Source organism: Brevundimonas sp., assembly GCF_041688735.1.
Lineage (GTDB): Bacteria > Pseudomonadota > Alphaproteobacteria > Caulobacterales > Caulobacteraceae > Brevundimonas.
This window is the reverse complement of record NZ_JBDNHO010000036.1, coordinates 1-19,600: the sequence shown is the minus strand read 5'-3', so window position 1 is coordinate 19,600 and position 19,600 is coordinate 1. Positions and strand designations below refer to the sequence as shown.

The window sequence follows — 19,600 nt, the reverse complement described above, 5'->3', positions numbered from 1 at the left end:
CACGCTCCCGAAGATCGTCCGAACGCGCCTTGCCCATAATAGCCTCCCAATCAGAAGACCCATGGACTCACGGTTCGGACCCGATGGGAATCCCCCGCTCGATCACATTCGATTCAACTCAGCGGGCGGCTGCTCTAGCAGGCGATGGCTCCGAGGAAACGAAACAGCCGCTCGCATATCCCCATCTTTCGTCATTCCGGCTCTGCGCTACGCTCCGCCCGGAATGATGAAAGAGAGGGCGTTGCAGAGGGAAGAGGGGACGAGGAACGCTGAATGCGATCACCCGTTCGCCCTTTATGTCCGACCTCCGCAACACCGATCCCGCCGGGCGGGATCCGCGCGAACGGGATTTCGGGCGGGGCGGTGATGTGCCCGCCGTGAGCCCGTGGGTGGTCGTGGGAGCGATCCTGCTGCTCGGCTTGGCGGTCTATGTGGTCTCTGCCTTTAGCGGATGATGCCCGCCGCGACTTGACCGCCTTCGCGGGTGCGGTCATTGCGCGGGCATGAATATCCTGCTGGTGGGATCAGGTGGGCGCGAGCATGCCCTGGCGTGGAAGATCGCCCAGTCGCCGCTGACGCGACGGCTGGTCATCGCGCCCGGCAACCCCGGCATGGACAGGCTGGGTGAACGTCGCGACGTGTCGGTGACCAACGCCGACGCGATGGCGGCGCTGGCGCGCGAGATCCGGGCCGATCTGGTGGTGGTGGGGCCGGAGACGGCGCTGGAGGCCGGGCTGGCCGACCGCCTGATCGCGGCGGGGATCCCGTGTTTCGGGCCGACGGCCCGGGCGGCGCAGCTGGAAACCTCCAAGGCCTTTTCCAAGGCCTTCATGGAGCGCCACGAAATCCCCACGGCGGGTTTCGGCGTCTATGAGCGGCTGCATGAGGCGCGACAGGCGCTGCTGGTGTTCAAGCCGCCCTATGTGATCAAGGCCGACGGCCTGGCGGCGGGCAAGGGCGTGGCCATCAGCCCGACCAAGCGCGACGCCGAGCGCGAGATCGAATGGATGCTGGGCGGCCGCTTCGGCCAGGCCGGGGCGCGGGTCGTGATCGAGGAATTCATGGCCGGCGAGGAGGGGTCGCTGTTCGCCCTGTGCGACGGCCGGCGGGCGATCCTGCTGGGCGGGGCTCAGGACCACAAGCGGGCCTATGACGGCGACCTGGGGCCCAACACCGGCGGCATGGGCAGCTATTCGCCGGCGCCGGTGTTCACGCGCGAACTGGTCGAGGCGGCCGAGCGCGACATCGTCCAGCCGGTCATTGCGGGGATGGCGCGCGAGGGCATGCCCTATCGCGGCGTGCTGTACGCCGGACTGATGGCCACCGACGAAGGTCCCAAGGTGGTCGAGTTCAACGCCCGTTTCGGCGATCCGGAATGCCAGGTGCTGATGATGCGGCTGGACGGCGACATCGTGCCGATCCTGCTGGCCTGCGCGCGCGGCGACCTGACCCGCGTGGCCCCGCCGCAGTTCCTGCCCGAGACGGTCATCTGCATCGTCATGGCGGCCCAGGGCTATCCCGACTGCCCGGTCGAAGGCTCGATCATCCGCGGCGCGGAGCGGGACTTTGGTCCGCATGTGCAGGTCTTCCATGCGGGGACACGGCGTCAGCCGGACGGCCAGCTGGTCGCGGTGGGCGGGCGGGTGCTGAACATCTGCGCCCGGGGCAAGGACATCGCCGAGGCCCGCGACCGCGCCTATGCCGCGATCAGGAAGATCGACTGGCCGGGCGGCTTCTTCCGCGCCGACATTGGCTGGCGGGCGCTGGAGCGGGAGGCGGGGGCCTGATCCCCTGACTCAGCCGGGCGTGTAGTAGGTCGGCGAGCCCGGTCCGACCGGCAGGCCGAATCCGAACACCCACAGGAAGAACAGTGCGGTCCAGGCGATAGTGAAGAAGATCGAATAGGGCAGCATCATCGCGATCAGGGTGCCGATACCGATCTTCTTGTCGTAGCGGGTGGCCCAGGCGAGGATCAGGCCGAAATAGCTCATCATCGGGGTGATGATATTGGTTGTGGAATCGCCGATCCGGTAGGCCGTCTGGATCACCTCGGGCGAGTAGCCGATCAACATCAGCATCGGGACGAACACCGGCGCGGTCAGGGCCCACTGGGCCGAGGCCGAGCCGATCATCAGGTTCACCAGAGCGCAGATGGCGATGAAGATGGCGAAGACGCCCGGGCCGGTCAGGCCGGTTTCCTGCAGGAAGACCGCGCCGTTGACGGCCGTGATGGCCCCGAGATTGGTCCAGTTGAAGATGGCGACGAACTGGGCGGCGAAGAAGACGATGACCAGATAGAGGCCCAGGGTCGACAGGCCCGAGGCCATGCCGTCGATGACGTCGCGGTCATTGCGAACCGAGCCCACGACCCGACCATAGGCGCTGCCGACGATCAGGAAGAACAGCAGGATCCAGACCGCGAAACCGGTGAAGAAGGGCGAGCGCAACTGGTCGCCGGTCTCGGGGTCGCGCAGCACGCCCCATTCGGGCAACAGGGTCAGGGCCATCAGGCCGAACACGGCGAGGACCGCCAGTCCGGCGACCCACAGGCCCTTTCGCTCCTGGCCGGAGAGGGGGGCGGCCCCGTCAGCCTTGAGTACGGTCGGGTCGGCGCGGGAGGCGTCATAGGCACCGAGCTTTGGCTCGACGATATAGAGGCTGACCAGTGAACCGATGGCCGTGACCAGGAAGGTCGAGACGGCCATGAAATAATAGCTGGCGGTCGCGGTGACCATATAGGCCGGATCGATCAGCTGGGCCGCTTCCTCGGTGATGCCGGCCAGCAAGGGGTCAATCGAGCCGATCAGCAGATTGGCGGAATATCCGCCCGATACCCCGGCGAAGGCCGCCGCCATGCCGGCCAGCGGATGCCGGCCCAGCGAATAATAGACCGCCCCGGCCAGCGGGATGAGCACAACATAGCCGACCTCGCCGGCGGTGTTGGAAATCACCCCGGCAAAGACGATGGCGACGGTGACGATCCGCGGCGAGGCCCCGAGCACCAGCGCCCTGACGGTCGCCGAGAGCAGGCCGGAGCGTTCCGCCACGCCGATGCCCAGCATCGACACCAGCACCACGCCCAGCGGCGCAAAACTGGTGAAATTCCCGACCAGGCCCGTGAAGATGCGGCGCACGCCATCACCGTTCATCAGGCTGACGGCCTCGATCATGCCGGTGTCGGACCGCGCGGCGGACCCCATAGGGCGCGGATCCTCGACGGCCACGCCCATCCAGGCGAACAGGCCCGAGAGCAGGACCATGCCGACCGCCAGCAGTGCGAACAGCGTCACCGGGTGGGGAAGTAGATTCCCCAGCCACTCGACGCCGTCAAGGAAGCGGGTGAAGCCGTTGCGCTTTTCAGGAGGGGGCGTGGGGCCGTCAGGGCCGGTCTGGACAGTGTCGGTCATGAAGGTCCTTGCGCGCGGCAGTTGTCGGCCAAGTCTCCAATACCGGTCAGCAGGCCCGTTCGTCGATACCCAGACTGACTTACCGCCGAATTATCGAACATTAACGTGGATACAAGCTGTTGCGCGATTCGTCACAGCCCGCGAGGGAACCGGGGTTGCGGACGATTTTCCCGCCGCAGGGATCACGACATCCCGACACAGTCGATGTATCGGACATTCTACCCCGTCCAGCATGCGTGCGCGGGCGACAGACCGGAAGACCCGCCATCGTGACTGACGTCCTGACGCCGGAACCGCCGAGCCATTACCGCGACCGCGCGGAGCGGCTGGCCGATCTGATCGTGCACCTGACTGGCCTGGCGCTGGCGCTGGTCGGGGGCGGGATGCTGCTGGGACTGGCGATCGGCTTTGGCGATATCGGAAGCCTGACGGCCGCCGCGATCTATGCGGTCGGGCTGCTGACCATGCTGGGGCTGTCGACGGCCTATAATTTCGCCGCGCCGCGGTTCCAGCCCCTGCTGCGACGGTTCGACCATGCGGGGATTTTCGTGATGATCGCGGGCTCCTACACCCCCTTTACGACCCAGCATCTGACCGGGGCCTGGGCCTGGGGCATGACCTCGGCGGTGTGGACCATGGCGATCTTCGCGGCCTTGGCCAAACTGTTCCTGCCGGGGCTCGGCAAGGGGTTCTGGATCCTGGTCTATCTGGCTCTGGGCTGGCTGATGGTGATCGCCATCCAGCCGATCCTTCAGAGTCTGGGGCTGGCACCCCTGATCCTGATGGCGATCGGAGGCGTGCTCTATTCGGTCGGGGTGATCTTCTACGCCAACAAGGCGATGCGATTCCGGCGCGCGATCTGGCACGGTCATGTGGTGGTGGCCGCAGCGGTGCACTGGGTGGCCGTGCTGCTGGCCGTGCTGAAATAGGCCGGCGTCAGGCCCAGGCGAACAGCAGGCGGCCTTCGCCCATCCGCTCGCGCAGGCGGGGCAGGTCGGCGTGGGCCACCGAGAAACAGCCGTAGGAACGGCCCAGCTTGCCCTCGCGGGCGAGGAAGTCCGGGTCGGCGTAGTCCGCGCCGTGGATGATGATGGCGCGCTCGCGGGCGCGGTCGTTGGAATATTCCAGCCCGTCCAGCAGGACGTTGGGGCCCTGTTGCGCGCCGTAGCTGGCCCCTGCGGTGGCGTAGGCGCCGACCGAGGACTTGTAGCTTTCGGGGGTGTTGCCAAAGTCGCGGGCGAAGCCGGTGTGCGCGGGGTCCGAGCCTCGGCCGTGGCTGGTGCGCATCAGGGTGATGGCGCCGCCGTGCAGATCGACCTCGTAGAGACGCTCTTCGCCGGAGAATTTCTGGAAGTCGACCAGATACATCCGGTCGCGTTGGATGATCCTGTCCTTGTGGATGTCCAGGGCGGCGAGGGCGCGGTCCATCAGGTCCTTGCGGACCTGGCCGCGCGGATCCAGCGGGCGGGTGGTGTTGAGCCGGGCCGTGATGATCTCGGGGGCATGGGCGACGACGACGGGCGGGACCTGCGCCACTGCGCTCACGGGGATGAAGCCCACGGTCTGGGTGGCGGATGTGGTGGCGCAACCCGACAGGATCGCCGCGCCGCCCAGAATGAAGCCTCGTCTCGCCAGCCGCATGCGACGCCCCTCGCACGGTTACAGAACAGGTCACGGGTTGTTTCAGGTCGTGACGCCTGTTTCAACCTGAGCCTTGGCGGAAACCACCGGACGGGTATGGTGCAGAACCTGTTCCCGGAGGGTTTCGTGAAGTTCATCACATCGTTGGTCGCCGCCGCGGCCCTGCTGGCGGCAACAGGCGTCGCCGCGCAATCACCCGCTGTCACGCCGGTTTCGCCCGGGGAGGGAGCGACGTTCGTTCAGGTGGGGCGGCTTCTGGCCGACCCGGCGACCGGCGTTGTGCAACGCGATAAAACTCTCGTGATCAGAGGGAACCAAGTCGTCGAAGTGCGCGACGGCTTCGTTTCAGGCGAGGGGGACCAAGGCCGGATCGTCGATCTGCGCGACTCGTTCGTGTTGCCCGGACTGATCGACAGCCATGTACACCTGACCAGCCAGCAGAATCCGAATGGGCGGCTGGAGGCCGTGACCCTGTCCAGCGCCGACCGCGGCTTCGTCGGCGCGCGCCATGCGCGGCGCACCCTGATGGCGGGTTTTACCACCGTGGCCGATCTGGGCGGGACGAACGAGGCGGTCTTCGCCCTGCGCGATGCCATCCGGCGCGGCGACGTGCCCGGGCCGAGAGTCATCGCCTCGGGATCGTCCGTCTCGATCCACGGCGGCCACGGCGACGCCAACGGCTATCGCGACGACGTCATGCACCTGCTGTCGCCCGAGAGCGTCTGCTCGGGCGTCGAGGACTGTATGCGGGCGGTGCGGACCCAGGTGCGCGCCGGGGCCGACATCATCAAGATCACGGCGACCGGTGGGGTGCTGTCCAATACGGCGGCGGGTCTGGGCCAGCAGTTTTCGGACGAGGAGCTGGCGGCCATCGTCGCGGCCGGTCACCGGATGGGACGCCGGGTAACGGCCCACGCCCACGGCGGCGACGGCATCAATGCCTTCCTGCGCGCCGGCGGCGACTCGATCGAGCACGGCACCTATCTGGACGACGAGTCCATTCGTCTGTTCCGGCGTGAAGGCGTCTATCTGGTGCCGACGCTGCTGGCCGGTGATTTCGTGGCGCGCATGGCGTCGGGACCCGACAATTTCTTCACCCCCGCCCAGACCGCCAAGGCGCTTGAGGCCGGGCCGAAGATGCTGGACATGGCGCGCCGCGCGCATGACGGCGACGTGCGGATCGCCTTTGGCACCGACTCGGGCGTCTCGGCCCACGGCGACAACGCCCAGGAGTTCGCCCTGCTGGTCCGGGCCGGTATGACGCCGCTGGAGGCGATCCAGTCGGCCACGGTAAACGCTGCCGCGCATCTGCGGCTCAGCGCCGAGGCGGGGCGGATCGCGGCGGGCATGCCCGCGGACCTGATCGCGGTGACAGGCGATCCGCTGAGCGACGTGACCGCTCTGGAGCGGGTGCGGTTCGTGATGAAGGGCGGGGTAGTTTACCGGTCGGAATAATCCTCCCCCATCGGGGGAGGGGAACCATCTGCAGAATGGTGGAGGGGGCCTGATCCGGACGCCGGCGTGTGAGGTCAGCCCCCTCCACCGCTTCGCGGTCCCCCTCCCCCATCGGGGGAGGAATGCGAGATCAGCAACCGCTGAAACCCGGCTTCATCCTCAAATGTCGCCTTGACCGGCCATGAGAGGATCCGCGCCCGCCACTCGGGCGGCAGGCGGAACCAGTCCTTTTCGGTGGTGACAAGCCGGGCACCGTAACGCCGGGCGCGGTCGGCGAGAAAGCGCAGGTCTTCCTCGCGGAAGGCGGCGTGGTCGGGGAAGGGGGCGAAGTCGACCAGTTCGGCCCCGGCGGCGTCGAGGGCGCGCTCGACCTTCCACGGCTTGGCGATGCCGGCGAAGGCGAGGATGGGGCCCTTGGGCGGCGGCGCGGCCGGCTTGAGCCGGGCAAGGTGGACCGGCAGGTCGCCGAAGGCCTGCATCAGCTCGGGAGCGACGCCGGGGGCATCGGCGGGCAGCAGGACGACGATCGCGTCGGCGCGGGCCAGGCCGTGCCGGAGCTTCTCGCGCATCGGGCCGGACGGAAACACTGAACCATCGCCGAAGGGCCATTCGTCGTCGCGCGTCTCGCCGTCGACGACGACCAGGCTGAGCGTCTTCTTTAGAGTGGGGTTCTGATGGGCGTCGTCGAGGACCAGAACCTGGGCACCCGCCGCCGCCGCAGCGCGGGCACCGGCGACCCGGTCACGGGCGATCCAGGTCGGACCCCCGAGCGCCAGCATCAGCGGCTCGTCGCCGACATCGGCGGCGGTGTGGATCGCGGCGTCGACCAGAGTCGGCTCACGCAGCGCGCCGCCATAGCCGCGCGACAGGCCATGAGCGTCGATCCCGGCCTCTCGCAACAGGCGGATGGCCTCGCGGGTCACCGGCGTCTTGCCCGAGCCGCCGACGGTCAGATTGCCGACCGAGATGATCGGCACGCCCGGATCGACGGGGGTGGCGCGGGCGATGCGGCGGGCGGTGGCGGCGGCCCAGATCCAGGACAGGGGCTTGAGCAGCATGCGCGTCACTGGCGCGTGGCTGCGGTCGCGGCTGTACCACCAGCGGGGGGTGTTCAGCTTCATCGCTGGCCTCGCGCCAGACTCGGGGGCGGCGGGGCGCCAGGCAGTAGCGGCCTGATCGCCTCCCAAAGCCGGTCGAGGCCGGAGCCGGCTTCGGCGGCGGCGCGACGGCCGCGTTCTCCCATGGTCCTGGCGGCCGCGTCGTCGGCCAGCAGCGGAGCGAGGACGGCGGGCAGGTCCCACGGGGCCTGAACGATCACCAGACCGCCGGCGTCCGACAGGGCCTCGGTCACGGCGGCCCAGTTCGTCATGTCGGGACCGGTGACGGCGGGCTTGCCGAGGCGGGCGGGCTCGAGCGGATTGTGGCCGCCGACCGGGGGCGTCTCCAGAGCCGCCGAGAAGGACCCGCCCATGACGACGACGTCGGCCAACCGGAGGAACAGGCCCATCTCGCCCAGGGTGTCGGCCAGATAGAGGTCGGTGTCGCGGTCCGGCTCCGTCCCCTGCGAGCGCAGGGCGAAGCGGTAGCCGTCGCGGCTAAGGGCGGCGGCGATGCTTGCGCTGCGTTCCGGGTGGCGCGGCACGATGATCAGGCAGAGCCGCTCGGTCAGCTTGTCCAGCGCGCGGACGAGGGCGATCTCCTCGCCGTCATGCGTGCTGGCGGCCACGACCACGGGGCGGTCGCCGATGGCGGCGCTGAGGCGAGTGAAGGCGGCGGCGTCGTGCGGCGGGGCCTCGCCGGAGAGTTTGAGGTTCACATGACCGTCGACGCGCCCCCCGAGGCTGTCAAGCCGGGCCGCCGAGGCCTCGTCCTGTGGCAGGATGCGGTCGAAGGCTGCGAGCACACGCCGCGCCGCGCCGGGGAAGCGCCGCCAACCCTCGGTGGTCTTCTCCGTGATGCGGGCGCTGGCCAGCACCAGTTTCACCCCGCGCCGCCGCGACTCGAGGATCAGATTGGGCCACAGCTCGCTCTCGACGAAGACGGCCAGCGCCGGCCGCCAGTGATCGAGGAAGGCCGTGACCGCGCCGGGGGTGTCCACGGGGGCGAACTGGTGGATCACGCCTGCGGGCAGGCGCGTGGCCAGGATGGCGGCGGAGGTCACGGTGCCGGAGGTGACCAGCACCGTGAGGTCGGGCCGCTCCCGGCGCAGGCGCGAGACGACGGGCAGCAGCGACAGGGTCTCGCCGACGCTGACGCCGTGCAGCCAGACCAGATCGCCCCCGTTCAGACCGCCGGGGCGGGCGACCGACGCCACGCCGAGGCGTTCGTCGACGCGGAGGGGGTCTTCCTTGCCCTGTTTGGCGCGGGCGTCGAGCAGACGGGGTGCCAGCGGCTCCAGCAGCCGCGTCAGAAGGCGATAGGCGATCAGGGCCGCGCTCATCACGTCAGATGCGCTCCAGCCCGGTGAGGGCGTCGGCTCGGGCCTCGACGGCGGTCAGGCGCATTGTCCAGTCGGCGGTGACCTCGGCCAGGTCGCCGCCTACGGGGTAGGAGGCCCGATCCCAGACGATGGCGCCGCGCCCGAAGGGCAGGGGGACCAGCGCCCGGTCCCAGCTTTTCAGGCGCAGGGCCGGCTTGCATGACAGGCCGATGAACAGGACCGGCGCGCCGGACAGTCGCGCCATCACAGGCAGGCCCTCGCCCATCTGGCGCGCGGGGCCGCGCGGACCGTCGGGTGTCACCGCCGCGCCGCCGACCTTCAGCTGGCGGACGATTTCGCGCAGGGCAACCGAGCCGCCCTTGGCCGCGCCGGGCTTGCCGGGCTTTTCCGACGAGCCGCGAATGGCGGGAAAGCCGAGGGCGGCCAGGGTGTCCGCGATGAACTGGCCGTCGGGCGACAGGGAGACGAGCGCCCGCGTAGGCTGGGCCCGGTCATGGGGCCAGGAGGCCGAGGAGAGGGCGAGGCGCGAGTGCCAGAAGGCGGGAATGACGCCGCCGCCCTCGGCCCAGACCTCTTCGGCCAGCTGCTCGTTCTCATGGGTCCAGCGGATGGTGGCGTAGCAGAAGCGCAGCCAGCGCGTCAGTAGCCACGACAGGGTGGTGCGAATGACCGGATTGCGGAGCGGCCTCATGATACCGCCGCGACCGTGACCGGATCACCGTCCAGCGACTGCTGCCGCGCCAAGCGGGAATAGAGCCCGCCCTTCTTGACCAGGGTGGCGTGGGTCCCGGTCTCGACCACGCGGCCGGCCTCGATGACGTGGATGCGGTCGGCGTTGCGGACGGTCGACAGACGGTGGGCGATCATCAGGGTGGCGCGGCCCTGCATCAGGCGTTCGAGGGCGGCCTGGACCAGCGCCTCGCTCTCGGTGTCGAGGGCCGAGGTGGCCTCGTCGAGCAGCAGGATGGGGGCGTCCTTCAGGAAGGCGCGGGCGATGGCGATGCGCTGCCGCTGGCCCCCGGACAGACGCAGGCCCGCCTCGCCGGCGCGAGTAGCATAGCCTTCGGGCAGGGCGGTGATGAAGTCGTGCGCGGCGGCGGCCCGGGCGGCGGCGGCGATGTCCTCGGCGGTGGCACCGGGACGGGCGTAGGCGATGTTGGCGGCGAGGGTGTCATCGAACAGGAAGGGCTCCTGCGTCACCAGGGCGATGCGGGCGCGCAGGTCGTGCAGCTTCAGCTCACGGATGTCGCGGCCGTTGATCGTGATCGCGCCGGCGGTGACGTCATAGAAGCGCGGCAGAAGGCTGAGGATGGTGCTCTTGCCGCCGCCCGAAGGGCCGACGAGGGCGACCGTCTCGCCCGGCGCGACGGTCAGGCTGACGTCCGACAGGGTCGGGGCGCCGCCGGACGCGGCGGGAGCATAGTCGAAGGCGACGGCCTCGAAGGCGACGGTCGTCGGCCCATGGGCCAGGGGCGCGGCGTCCGGCGCCTCGCGGATCTCCGGCTGGATGTCGAGGGAAGCGAACAGGCGGCGGGCGGCGGTCAGCCCCTCGGCCATCACGGTCTGCAGATTGGTGACCTGGCGCAGCGACTGGCCCGCGGCCATCAGCAGGCCGATGAAGGCGGCGAAGGCCCCGACGCTCATCGCCCCGTCCTGCGCCCGCCAGCCGGCGTAGGCCATGACGGCGGCGACCACGATCATGGCCACGAGGTTGGAGAACGGACCGGCGAAGGCGCGACTGTCGGCGGACTTGATGACGTGGCGCTGGCGGCGGGCGACCACCTCGCCGACGCGCTCTTCCTCGGCCGCCTCGCGGTTCTCGATCTTGATCAGCCGGACGCCGTCGAGGTTCTCCATCAGGGCGGTGGACAGGTTGCCCGTCTCGACCATGGCCCCGGTGGTCGCCTTGCGCATCCGCTTGCCGAAGCGGCGCATGACGAAGGCGATCAGGGGCGCGCCCAACAGGACGATCAGCGTCAGCCGCCAGTCGCTCCAGGCCATATAGCCGATCACCGCGACCAGGGTCAGGGCATGCTGGGTGTAGCCGACAACCCCGTTGGTGAAGGCCTCGCGGACCAGATTGGCGTCGAACAGGACCGAGGAGACGAAACCGCCGGAATGCTGATTGCGCAGCCGGGCCAGATCGGCGCGGATCATGGCCCCGAACAGCCGCACCTGGATGTCGCCGACGATGCCGTGACCCAGCCGGTTGACCAGCGCTGCCTGACCCAGCGCCGCCGCGGTCCAGATCAGGCCGGCGCCGATGATGATCAGGGGAATCCACAGCAGGGCCCGCCCCGGCGGTACGGTGAAGACGCCCCAGATGGTCACCGCCTCGCCGAGGAACAGGCCGTCGATGGCCGGCTCCAATAGCTGCAGCACCGTCGCCGCCATGATCCCGACCACGGCGGCGCAGGCGATCGACAGGAACAGCGGCGTCCGGTGGTGCGAGAGATAGTCGCGCCAGATACGGCCCAGCAACGGACGCAGCGGCTCTTTGTCGTCGGCTGCGGAGGCAAGCGTCGTCATTGGTCCGAGGTCGGACGGCTGGTGTCGCAAGTCAAGCGTGGATGACGCCGAAGGCGGGAGCCGCTATCTCCGCACCATGACGCGCTACGACCTCACCACCCCGGCCGGCCGGTTCAAGGCGCGGTGGGACTATGTCTGGAAGGATCACGCGTTTCTGCGGACGTGGTTCATGAACGCCCACTGGCTGGGGCCGGATCTGGTGCGGACCAATCAGCCGTCGCCGCAGCAGCTGGCCTACTGGCAGACGCAGGGGATCAGGACGGTCATCAACCTGCGCGGGGCGCGGGACGAGGCCTATTATGCGCTGGAGAAGGATGCCTGCGAACGGCTGGGTCTGACGCTGATCGACGCGCCGCTGGATTCGCGTGACCCGCCGCAGAGAGACCGGGTGCACCGGGCGCGCGAGCTGTTCCGGACCGTCGATTATCCGGTGCTGATCCACTGCAAGTCGGGCGCGGACCGGGCCGGGATGATGGCGGTGTTCTATCGCCATTTCCATCTGGGCGAACCGATCTCGGTGGCCATCGAGCAGTTGTCGAAGAAATACCTGCACCACCGCGAGGGGCTGACCGGGGTGCTGGACCATACGCTGGAGAAATACCTGACGGAGGTCGAACCGACAGGGGTCAGTTTCATCGACTGGGTCGACAGCGAGGCTTATGACCCCAAGGCCATCCGCGCAGAGTTCAAGGCCGGCTGGTGGGGCACGGTCCTGACCGAGAAGCTGTTGAAGCGGGAGTAACGGGGGTCAGCTCCACGGGCCTTTCGGCGTGTTGGAGGGCGGGTCGTCGTCGCGTTGGGTGGCGATCTCTGCGTCGCGGCGCGCCTTGCGAGCGGCTTCCCAAGACCTGAACCAGCGGCCCCAGTCCCGCTCGCCGCGCCAGGCGAAGGCCCACAGAGCCAGAACGGCTAACATCGACACCAGGGCCGCGATTTCCTGTCCGTCGAGGGTCCGGCCGAACAGGGTCATCCGTGGGCGTCCGCGCGCGGGTCGATCATCCGGTGTGCGTGAAGGATGAAGAAGCGCATGTGGGCGTTGTCGACGGTGGCCTGGGCCCGAGCCTTCCACGCCTTGCGGGCCTCCTCATAGTTGGGGAAGGCCCCGACGAACTCGACCTTGGACAGGTCGCGGAACACCGGCGCGTCGAGGTGGCGCAGCTCTCCGCCAATGACGAGATGTAGCAACTGGGGGGCTTCGGTTTCGGTGGTCATCGGGCGTCCGGGACAGAACTAGCGGGGCGCCAGCGGAATAGGCGCTGTGCGGCGCACGATCAACGGGTGAAGCGCCGGGGCGCTGCAGATCAGGCTGTTCTGACGCGGATCGAGCTGGTTGAAGCGCCATGCCCCGCCGTGGTGGTCGCTGACCCGCGCCCCGGCCTCTTCCGCAATCAGCGCGCCGGCGCAGACGTCCCAGTCCCATTTGGGGGTCAGGGCGATGGCGGCGTCGAAGGCGCCGGCGGCGACCAGGGCCATGCGGTAGGCGATGGCGTTGCGCTTTTCGAACCGCATCGCCGGCCACGGCTCGGGCCAGTGGGGCCCCTCAAGCAGGCGGGCGTCGGCGAGGACGGAGGCGTCGTCCAGGTCGGTGGTGTCCGAGGCCGTGATGGTCCGGCCGTTCAGAGTCGCGCCGCCGCCCCGGGTCGCTGAAAAGGTCTCGTTCAGGGCCGGCGCGTGGATCACGGCGGCGACGGGCAGGCCGTCCTCGACTACGGCGACGGGGATGCACCACCAAGGCTTGCCTTTCATATAGGCGACTGTGCCGTCGATGGGATCGACCACGAACAGGCGGCGGGCGGACAGGCGGTCGGTCGAGTCAGGCGTCTCTTCCGACAGCCAGCCATAGTCCGGCCGGGCCGCCATGAGGACGTCGCGCAGATAGCTGTCGACGGCATGATCGGCGCTGGTGACCGGCGAGCCGCCCGACTTGGACCAGATCTTCAGTCCGGCCTCGCGCTCGGACAGGGCCAAGTCGCCGGCCGCCAGAACGGCGTCTCGGATCAGCGCGAGATCGGCCTTGAGATCAATGCATGAGTCGGTCATTTGCCCGCGATGGCGACCGCGTCGAACATGATCGAGGGGCTGTTGCTGGAGCCCCGGAACTCGAGGTCGGAGCCGCGTTGAAGCCGGGCGTACATGTCGATCAGCTTGCCCGCGACGGTGACCTCGCTGACCGGATAGGCCACGACGCCGTTGTCGAACCAGAAGCCCGAGACCCCGGCTGACCAGTCGCCCGTATTGGCGTTCAGCGAAGGGCCGAACATGGAGGTGACCAGCAGGCCTGAGCCTGCGTCGCTCATCAGTCCGTCCAGATCGCGGTCGCCCGGTTCCAGATGCAGGTTGTGGGTCGATACGCCGGGAGGACCGGCCAGCCCGCGCGAGCCGTGACCGGTCGAGGCCATGCCCAGCTGCAGACCGGCCGCGCTGTTCAGAAGCCAGGTCGCGATGACGCCGTCCTCGATGATCGACCGGCGCGTCACGGCCACGCCCTCGTCGTCGAAGGGGACCGAGCCCAGCCCCCTGACGCGGAAGGGGTCGTCGATCACATTGGTGCCTTCGGGCAGGACGCGCTGGCCCAGCCTGTCCTTGAGGAAAGACGTGCCGTGCGCCACCGACGGGCCGGCCATGGCGCCGATCAGGGGCGACAGCACCTGGGTGGCGACGCGGTTCTCGAAGATGACGGGGGCGGTGGTCGAGGCGATCTTGCGGGGACCGGTGCGGGCCACGGCGCGGCGGGCGGCCTCGGCGCCGACGGTCCGGGCCGAGGGCAGGTCGGCCAGATGGCGGGTGGCGCGGTGTTCTCCGCCACGCTCCATGGCCCCGTCCTTCTCGGCGATGACGCCGACACCGAGCGAGAATGCCGTCGCGGCGTAGGATCCGTCGAAGCCATGCGAGGTGACCAGACGCCAGCGGCTGGACGAGGTGGCGGAATGTCCGCCTTCGGACCGGGCGACGCCGGGGACGGCCAGCGCCACGGCCTCGGCCTCGGCCGCGACGCCTTCCAGTTCGGCGGCGGAGCGTTCGGTCGGATCGAACAGGTCGAGCTCGACGTGAGGGCCGACGCACAGGCGGTCCTGGGCCGCCAAGCCCGCATAGGGATCTTCGGGCGCGAGGCGGGCCATGGCCACGGCGCGCTCGACCAGCCGGGCGCGGGTGGCGTCGGAGATGTCGGAGGCCGAGACGGTGGCCTGGCGCTTGCCGATGAAGACGCGAAGGCCGAGGTCGCGGCTTTCCTCGCGCTCGACGTCTTCCAGCGCACCGTTGCGGACGCCGACGGACAGGGACGCGCGCTCGGCCGAGACCGCCTCGGCGGCGTCGGCTCCCGTCTTGAGGGCTGAGGCGATCAGGTCATGAAGCAGGGAAGGCGAGAACGAGGACGCAGTCGGGGAGGATGTCGGCATGACCCGATATGGCCGGGCCTCCGCCCGGGCGCAACCGCCCTCAGGCCAGCAGAGGGCGGGCGATCAGCATGACCGCAGCCGCGATCAGGGCCAGCAGCGTCAGGACCATGCCGATCAGTCGACCGGGGCCGGGTCCCTTGCCGTGGCTGAGGCCTACGCCGTGGATCAAGCGACCGACCAGAAGCGTTCCCCCGACTGCGTGAATGACCCAGGGCGCCCAGCCTGTGAGCGCCAGCAGGATCAGGGCGCCGATGCCGGCCGGGACGTACTCTGCCGCATTGCCAAAGGCCTGGGTGGCGACGGTCATCTGCTCGACGCCGCCGTCGCCAAACAGGACCCGGTGCTTGCGGCGGTTGGCGATGACCCGGAAAGCCAGCGCAATCATCAGCAGGATCAGCAGGCCGGACCACAGTCCGGCGGCCTCAACGGCGGTCATCACGGTCATGGAAATCAGTCCTCGCGCCCCACCGGATAGAGCCGGAAGCGGTCATCATAGAACGGGGTTCGCTCGTAGAACCAGCCCAGACGCGCGTTGCCGTCGGCGGCGAAGGCGGCGTCGGCGGCCAGTTTGGTTTCGAACGCAGCCTTGAGGGCGGGATCAGCGGCCATCATGGCCTCGGCCAGCGGGGCGATGGCATAGCCCTCGATATATTCGACGCGGCTGAGCACCTCGGGGAACATGCCCCAGGCGAAGAAGCTCTCGGACGACTGCGGTTCCAGCAGCAGGACGACGATGTCGCCGAGCGGCTGGTCGGTCGGGACCCGGACGGAGCCCGGGGGGAAGGCCCAGTCGCGGCGTTCGGGCGTCACCCCGGCGACGGTGACGGCCACCCGGCCCTCATTGGCGCGGGTCGCCAGCTTCGGGTCGTCGAGGCGCAGCATGTCGACACTGACGGTGCGGGCGGCGTCCAGCGTCTCCATCCCGATGCCGTGAAGGCGCAGCCGTTCGATAATGTCGGCGCGGTAGGACGGCACCCAATAGGCCTCGGGACGAGCCAGGGTCAGGGTCGGGCGCGAGCCAAAGAAGGGCAGGGACCAGGGCTCGGGATCGGCCAGGCCCAGCCAGCGGATTTCCGGACGGCCCGAGGCGGGGCTGTCGTACATCTCATAACGGATGCCCTTGAAGGTCCGGGTGTAGGCCGGCGTCGGGTCCGGTGCGAAATTAGCCGGAACTTCGGCCGGACGCAGGGCACTGTCGGCGGCGATGGCGGCGCGCAGGGCCGGGCCGTCCGCGGCCAGACGGCGCATCGCCGCCTCCAGGAAGACATAGGTGCCCAGCACCCGCTGCTCATAGGGCTTCAGACTGTGGTTCTCGACCAGGATGGTCGGCACATGGGCCGCCGAACCCCAGCCGTTGGAGAAGCGCTCGCCGAGGCCGCCGTCGGACAGGCCGGCGCGAGGGTCGGCGCCGATGCCGAACACCAGTTCGCCGGGGATATGGCCCTCGGCCTCGAGCGCCGCATTGATCGCGGGCTTGAAGCTCGCGTCCAGCCAGCCGGCGATGGCGGGCGAGCGGGAGTAGACGCCGTTCTCGCCGTTGTAGCCGTAGGTGACGTCGTATTGGTAATCCATGCCGTCGGTGACGTGGATGTCGACGTAGAGGTCAGGCCGGTATTTCAGCACCAGACCGCGCACGGCCCGCATCTCGGGCTGGTCCAGTTTGAGATAGTCGCGGTTCAGGTTCTGGTTGGTCGCCGTGTTGCGCCAGCCCTGGATGCGGGGTCCGCGCTGGTTCGGGCGACTGTAGGCCGAGGCGCGCTCGTGGCCGTCGACCGACAGGATGGGGATCAGGATCAGATTGACCCGGTCCAGCAGGCTGTCCTTGCCGTTGAAAGCGATATCGCGGAGCAGCATCATGCCTGCGTCCTTGCCGTCGATCTCGCCGGGGTGGATGCCGGCCTGGGCCAGCAGCACGGGCTTGGACGGGTCGAACTCGGGGCCGTCCTTTGAGGCGATGACGGCGTAGATCGGCCGGCCCTCGGGTGAGACACCGAACTGTTCGATGCGGATCAGATCAGAGGCGGCGTCGAGCCGGTCGAACCATGCGCGGGTGTCGTCGTAGGAGGGGCTCTCATCATGTTCAGCGTCAGCCTCGAAGACCGTGACCCAAGGGTCCGAGGCGTCGCGCAACAGGGCGCGGCTGGCTCCGTCCCATGCGGGGGCGGGCGGCAGGAAGGGCTGGTCCCAGGGGGCGGTGTTGGCGACGGACGGGGTCTGGGACATGGCGGGACTCGAAGACAGGGCGGCCAGGAGGGCGAGAAGGACTGTGTAGCGCATGGATGCCTTCCTCGGCCAAATGCGAACGCCCGACAAGACGGCGCGGCACTGTTCTCAGACGAGGGGCGACCAGCCGCCGGCGGCGACCAGGGCCGCGCCAGACCGCACCACGTGCCAGAGGCTGTCGAGCAGAACGACCACAAGGGCGGCGACCACGACCGGCCGCCACGGCGCGAAGGCGGCCGCCGCCGTGCCCACGACAAAGACGGCGATGCCGATCCACAACCGTGGCGACCATGGTCAATCCTCGAACATCTCGCGCAGGGTCGCCAGGAGGGCAGTCAGATCGGCCGGTGCCAGTTCGCCAATCTTGCGGAGCATCCGAGACCGGTCGATCGACCGCATCTGGTCCGGCAACAAGCGACCGACCCGTCCGGCGAAGCGAATCTCGGGACGAAAGCGCGACGGCGCGCTGCGCCCGGTGAGGGGGACGATGACATGGACCGGCAGATGGCTGAGGCCATCCGGCGAAACGACCACACAGAGTCGTGTCTTCCGGAGTTCGCTGCCCACGGTGGGGTCGAGCCGAACCAGCCAGACGTCACCGCGTCGGATCAACGGCCTTCATGCTCATTGGCGGAGAGCGCGGCTTCGAGCTGCGCTATCGCTTCGTCTGTCCAGTCGTCGCCGAGCGCAACAGCGTCCGTTTCGCTGGTCAGATCGGCCTCGAGCCATTCGCGTTCCTCCTCGGTGAGGCCTGCGGCTGCAATCCGCCTGGCGTCTTCTTCCCAGCCTTCCCGCACCGTCTTGCGCGCCGGGACGATGCTGATCTTGCCGGGCTCATAGACGAACTCGACCGCACCGCCTTCCTGTACGCCGAGCGCGGCGAGGGCGGGCTTGGGCAGGATGACGCCGGACGAGTTGCCGATCTTGCGAATGGAAGAACGCATGGCCGAACTCCGTTAGAACGAAGTTATAACACGACCGCGTGCCTATTTCCAGATCGGCGTCCCGTCACCGGGCAGACCGAGGGTGTCCCAGATGACCGACACCCGCTCGACCACGGCTTCGTCCATCCGAATCTCCTGGCCCCATTCGCGCTTCGTCTCGGGGGGCCATTTGTCGGTGGCGTCGAGGCCGATCTTGGAGCCGAGGCCGCTCTCGGGGCTGGCGAAGTCGAGGTAGTCGATCGGGGTGCTCTCGATCAGGGTGATGTCGCGGGCCGGGTCCATCTTGGTGGCCATGGCCCACATGACCTGTTTCCAGTCGCGGGCGTCGATGTCGTCATCCACGACGATGACCCATTTGGTGTACATGAACTGGCGCAGATAGCTCCAGACGCCCATCATCACCCGCTTGGCATGGCCGGGGTAGGCCTTCTTCATCGACACCACGGCGATGCGGTAGGAACAGCCCTCGGGCGGCAGCCAGAAGTCGGTGATCTCCGGGAACTGCGCGCGAAGCAGGGGGATGAAGACCTCGTTCAGCGCCTCGCCCAGCACGCTGGGTTCGTCGGGCGGGCGGCCGGTGAAGGTGGTCAGATAGATGGGGTCCTTGCGCATGGTGATGGCGCTGACCTGGAAGACGGGGAAGGTCTCGACCGAGTTGTAATAGCCGGTGTGGTCGCCGTAGGGGCCCTCAGGCGCGTATTCGTCGAACAGGACGTGGCCCTCCAGCACGATCTCGGCGTTGGCGGGGACCATCAGGGGGATGGTCTTGCAAGCGACCAGCTCGGCCTTGGCCCCGCGCAGCAGGCCGGCGAACTGGTATTCCGACAGGGTGTCCGGCACGGGCGTTACGGCAGCCAGGATGGTGCCCGGGTCGGCCCCGAGTACAACGGCGCAGGGCAGGGGACCTTTCTTTCCGGCCTTCTTGTGCCGGGCGTAGTGCTGAGCTCCGCCGCGGTGGGCCAGCCAGCGCATGATGGCCCTGTCCTTGCCCAGCACCTGCATGCGGTAGATGCCCAGGTTGAAGTCATCCTCGCGGTCGTCGGACGGCCCCTTGGTGACGACCAGACCCCAGGTGATCAGGGGGGCGGGTTCGCCGGGCCAGCAGCCCTGCACCGGCAGGCTGGTCAGGTCGATCTGGTCGCCCTTCAGCACCACCTCCTGCACCGGGGCGGACCTGACCACCTTCGGCCGCATGGACATCACGGTCTTGGCCAGCGGCAGCATCTCCATGGCGTCGCTGAAGCCGCGCGGGGGGGTAGGGTTCTTGAGGAAGGCCAACAGTTCGCCGACCTCGCGCAGTTCGCCGGCGGTGGTGCGGGTCTTCTTGTCCATGGTGACGCCCATGGCCACGCGCTTCACCGTACCGAACAGATTGGCCAAGCAGGGGATCGGGCTGATCGAGCCGTCGGGCATGACCGGCTTTTCGAACAGCACGGCCGGACCGCCGTTGCGCAGCAGCCGGGTCTGGATCTCGGTCATCTGCAGCGTGGTCGAGACCGGCTCGGACACCCGGACCAGTTCGCCCTCGGCCTCCAGCATGGCCATGAAGTCGCGCAGGGATTT

21 protein-coding genes are annotated in these 19,600 nt (G+C 68.8%); 5 read left to right on the top strand and 16 right to left on the bottom strand.

Translation table 11 applies throughout. The annotated features are described in order from the left end of the window. Positions 1-296 precede the first annotated feature (296 nt). Together ACESMO_RS04345 and purD are read left to right on the top strand one after the other, a co-directional pair. Positions 297-455: a hypothetical protein gene (locus ACESMO_RS04345; protein ID WP_372706959.1), complete on the top strand. Its 159-nt coding sequence runs from the start codon at positions 297-299 to the stop codon at positions 453-455. A 48-nt stretch (positions 456-503) separates the two neighbouring features. Beyond that, on the top strand, positions 504-1,787 hold the full coding sequence (gene purD, locus ACESMO_RS04340) for a phosphoribosylamine--glycine ligase (RefSeq protein ID WP_372706958.1): 1,284 nt from the start codon (positions 504-506) through the stop codon (positions 1,785-1,787). 9 nt (positions 1,788-1,796) lie between these two features. Here the strand turns inward: purD and ACESMO_RS04335 are convergent, their stop codons facing one another. Then, positions 1,797-3,407, bottom strand: coding sequence for an AbgT family transporter (locus ACESMO_RS04335; protein ID WP_372706957.1), 1,611 nt, complete (start codon positions 3,405-3,407; stop codon positions 1,797-1,799). Positions 3,408-3,676: 269 nt separating this feature from the next. Here ACESMO_RS04335 and ACESMO_RS04330 point away from each other — a divergent pair, with 269 nt between their 5' ends. Continuing rightward, a complete protein-coding gene (locus ACESMO_RS04330; RefSeq protein ID WP_372706956.1) occupies positions 3,677-4,336 on the top strand; it encodes a hemolysin III family protein in 660 nt (219 codons plus the stop codon). Positions 4,337-4,343: 7 nt separating this feature from the next. On the opposite strand, the gene ACESMO_RS04325 is transcribed toward ACESMO_RS04330, so the two are convergent. Then, positions 4,344-5,048: a murein L,D-transpeptidase catalytic domain-containing protein gene (locus tag ACESMO_RS04325; RefSeq protein ID WP_372706955.1), complete on the bottom strand. Its 705-nt coding sequence runs from the start codon at positions 5,046-5,048 to the stop codon at positions 4,344-4,346. A 126-nt stretch (positions 5,049-5,174) separates the two neighbouring features. On the opposite strand from ACESMO_RS04325, the gene ACESMO_RS04320 reads away from it, so the two are divergent. Continuing rightward, entirely contained in the window at positions 5,175-6,503 is a 1,329-nt protein-coding gene (locus ACESMO_RS04320) for an amidohydrolase family protein (RefSeq protein WP_372706954.1), read from the top strand. Between the two features lie 74 nt (positions 6,504-6,577). On the opposite strand, the gene lpxK is transcribed toward ACESMO_RS04320, so the two are convergent. From lpxK to ACESMO_RS04300, 4 genes are read right to left on the bottom strand one after another with little or no spacing between them, the layout of a single operon-like run. Next, the gene (lpxK, locus tag ACESMO_RS04315; RefSeq protein ID WP_372706953.1) at positions 6,578-7,624 is read right to left on the bottom strand and encodes a tetraacyldisaccharide 4'-kinase; all 1,047 of its coding nucleotides are present in this window, start codon (positions 7,622-7,624) and stop codon (positions 6,578-6,580) included. Then, positions 7,621-8,943, bottom strand: a complete 1,323-nt coding sequence (locus ACESMO_RS04310; protein ID WP_372706952.1) for a 3-deoxy-D-manno-octulosonic acid transferase — start codon at positions 8,941-8,943, stop codon at positions 7,621-7,623. The genes lpxK and ACESMO_RS04310 overlap by 4 nt, the downstream gene beginning before the upstream one ends. Before the next feature lie 4 nt (positions 8,944-8,947). Beyond that, on the bottom strand, positions 8,948-9,634 hold the full coding sequence (locus ACESMO_RS04305; protein ID WP_372706951.1) for a lysophospholipid acyltransferase family protein: 687 nt from the start codon (positions 9,632-9,634) through the stop codon (positions 8,948-8,950). Then, the gene (locus ACESMO_RS04300; RefSeq protein WP_372706950.1) at positions 9,631-11,472 is read right to left on the bottom strand and encodes an ABC transporter ATP-binding protein; all 1,842 of its coding nucleotides are present in this window, start codon (positions 11,470-11,472) and stop codon (positions 9,631-9,633) included. Before ACESMO_RS04300 ends, ACESMO_RS04305 begins: the two co-directional genes overlap by 4 nt. A 76-nt stretch (positions 11,473-11,548) precedes the next feature. Between ACESMO_RS04300 and ACESMO_RS04295 the strand changes: the two genes are divergently transcribed. Further along, a complete protein-coding gene (locus ACESMO_RS04295; RefSeq protein ID WP_372706960.1) occupies positions 11,549-12,214 on the top strand; it encodes a protein tyrosine phosphatase in 666 nt (221 codons plus the stop codon). Between the two features lie 6 nt (positions 12,215-12,220). On the opposite strand, the gene ACESMO_RS04290 is transcribed toward ACESMO_RS04295, so the two are convergent. The 10 genes from ACESMO_RS04290 to ACESMO_RS04245 form a co-directional block, all read right to left on the bottom strand. Continuing rightward, on the bottom strand, positions 12,221-12,442 hold the full coding sequence (locus ACESMO_RS04290; protein ID WP_372706949.1) for a hypothetical protein: 222 nt from the start codon (positions 12,440-12,442) through the stop codon (positions 12,221-12,223). Next, on the bottom strand, positions 12,439-12,684 hold the full coding sequence (locus tag ACESMO_RS04285) for a DUF4170 domain-containing protein (protein WP_372706948.1): 246 nt from the start codon (positions 12,682-12,684) through the stop codon (positions 12,439-12,441). Before ACESMO_RS04285 ends, ACESMO_RS04290 begins: the two co-directional genes overlap by 4 nt. An 18-nt stretch (positions 12,685-12,702) precedes the next feature. Further along, the gene (locus ACESMO_RS04280) at positions 12,703-13,512 is read right to left on the bottom strand and encodes a 3'(2'),5'-bisphosphate nucleotidase CysQ (RefSeq protein WP_372706947.1); all 810 of its coding nucleotides are present in this window, start codon (positions 13,510-13,512) and stop codon (positions 12,703-12,705) included. After that, on the bottom strand, positions 13,509-14,870 hold the full coding sequence (locus ACESMO_RS04275; RefSeq protein ID WP_372706946.1) for a TldD/PmbA family protein: 1,362 nt from the start codon (positions 14,868-14,870) through the stop codon (positions 13,509-13,511). Before ACESMO_RS04275 ends, ACESMO_RS04280 begins: the two co-directional genes overlap by 4 nt. Positions 14,871-14,910: 40 nt before the next feature. Further along, on the bottom strand, positions 14,911-15,315 hold the full coding sequence (locus tag ACESMO_RS04270) for an MAPEG family protein (RefSeq protein WP_372706945.1): 405 nt from the start codon (positions 15,313-15,315) through the stop codon (positions 14,911-14,913). A gap of 5 nt (positions 15,316-15,320) precedes the next feature. Then, complete coding sequence (locus ACESMO_RS04265; protein ID WP_372706944.1) at positions 15,321-17,147, bottom strand: M14 family metallopeptidase; 1,827 nt, start codon at positions 17,145-17,147, stop codon at positions 15,321-15,323. A 54-nt stretch (positions 17,148-17,201) separates the two neighbouring features. Beyond that, positions 17,202-17,372 carry a hypothetical protein gene (locus ACESMO_RS04260; protein ID WP_372706943.1) on the bottom strand — a complete coding sequence of 57 codons (171 nt, stop codon included), beginning with the start codon at positions 17,370-17,372 and terminating at the stop codon, positions 17,202-17,204. A 15-nt stretch (positions 17,373-17,387) separates the two neighbouring features. Then, positions 17,388-17,705: a type II toxin-antitoxin system PemK/MazF family toxin gene (locus tag ACESMO_RS04255; protein ID WP_372706942.1), complete on the bottom strand. Its 318-nt coding sequence runs from the start codon at positions 17,703-17,705 to the stop codon at positions 17,388-17,390. Then, entirely contained in the window at positions 17,702-18,037 is a 336-nt protein-coding gene (locus tag ACESMO_RS04250) for an AbrB/MazE/SpoVT family DNA-binding domain-containing protein (protein WP_372706941.1), read from the bottom strand. The genes ACESMO_RS04255 and ACESMO_RS04250 overlap by 4 nt, the downstream gene beginning before the upstream one ends. 42 nt (positions 18,038-18,079) lie before the next feature. Beyond that, positions 18,080-19,600 (bottom strand): UbiD family decarboxylase (locus tag ACESMO_RS04245; protein ID WP_372706940.1); only part of this gene is annotated, 1,521 nt, incomplete at its 5' end.

What these genes read in the sequence shown, in the direction of transcription:
- ACESMO_RS04305 (WP_372706951.1), bottom strand. Translation starts at nt 9,634, where the DNA reads ATGAGGCCGCTCCGCAATCCGGTCATTCGCACCACCCTGTCGTGGCTA.
- ACESMO_RS04335 (WP_372706957.1), bottom strand. Translation starts at nt 3,407, where the DNA reads ATGACCGACACTGTCCAGACCGGCCCTGACGGCCCCACGCCCCCTCCT.
- purD (WP_372706958.1), top strand. Translation starts at nt 504, where the DNA reads ATGAATATCCTGCTGGTGGGATCAGGTGGGCGCGAGCATGCCCTGGCG.
- ACESMO_RS04300 (WP_372706950.1), bottom strand. Translation starts at nt 11,472, where the DNA reads ATGACGACGCTTGCCTCCGCAGCCGACGACAAAGAGCCGCTGCGTCCG.
- ACESMO_RS04345 (WP_372706959.1), top strand. Translation starts at nt 297, where the DNA reads ATGTCCGACCTCCGCAACACCGATCCCGCCGGGCGGGATCCGCGCGAA.
- ACESMO_RS04290 (WP_372706949.1), bottom strand. Translation starts at nt 12,442, where the DNA reads ATGACCCTGTTCGGCCGGACCCTCGACGGACAGGAAATCGCGGCCCTG.
- ACESMO_RS04265 (WP_372706944.1), bottom strand. Translation starts at nt 17,147, where the DNA reads ATGCGCTACACAGTCCTTCTCGCCCTCCTGGCCGCCCTGTCTTCGAGT.
- ACESMO_RS04250 (WP_372706941.1), bottom strand. Translation starts at nt 18,037, where the DNA reads ATGCGTTCTTCCATTCGCAAGATCGGCAACTCGTCCGGCGTCATCCTG.
- ACESMO_RS04325 (WP_372706955.1), bottom strand. Translation starts at nt 5,048, where the DNA reads ATGCGGCTGGCGAGACGAGGCTTCATTCTGGGCGGCGCGGCGATCCTG.
- ACESMO_RS04275 (WP_372706946.1), bottom strand. Translation starts at nt 14,870, where the DNA reads ATGCCGACATCCTCCCCGACTGCGTCCTCGTTCTCGCCTTCCCTGCTT.
- ACESMO_RS04310 (WP_372706952.1), bottom strand. Translation starts at nt 8,943, where the DNA reads ATGAGCGCGGCCCTGATCGCCTATCGCCTTCTGACGCGGCTGCTGGAG.
- ACESMO_RS04280 (WP_372706947.1), bottom strand. Translation starts at nt 13,512, where the DNA reads ATGACCGACTCATGCATTGATCTCAAGGCCGATCTCGCGCTGATCCGA.
- ACESMO_RS04270 (WP_372706945.1), bottom strand. Translation starts at nt 15,315, where the DNA reads ATGACCGTGATGACCGCCGTTGAGGCCGCCGGACTGTGGTCCGGCCTG.
- lpxK (WP_372706953.1), bottom strand. Translation starts at nt 7,624, where the DNA reads ATGAAGCTGAACACCCCCCGCTGGTGGTACAGCCGCGACCGCAGCCAC.
- ACESMO_RS04295 (WP_372706960.1), top strand. Translation starts at nt 11,549, where the DNA reads ATGACGCGCTACGACCTCACCACCCCGGCCGGCCGGTTCAAGGCGCGG.
- ACESMO_RS04285 (WP_372706948.1), bottom strand. Translation starts at nt 12,684, where the DNA reads ATGACCACCGAAACCGAAGCCCCCCAGTTGCTACATCTCGTCATTGGC.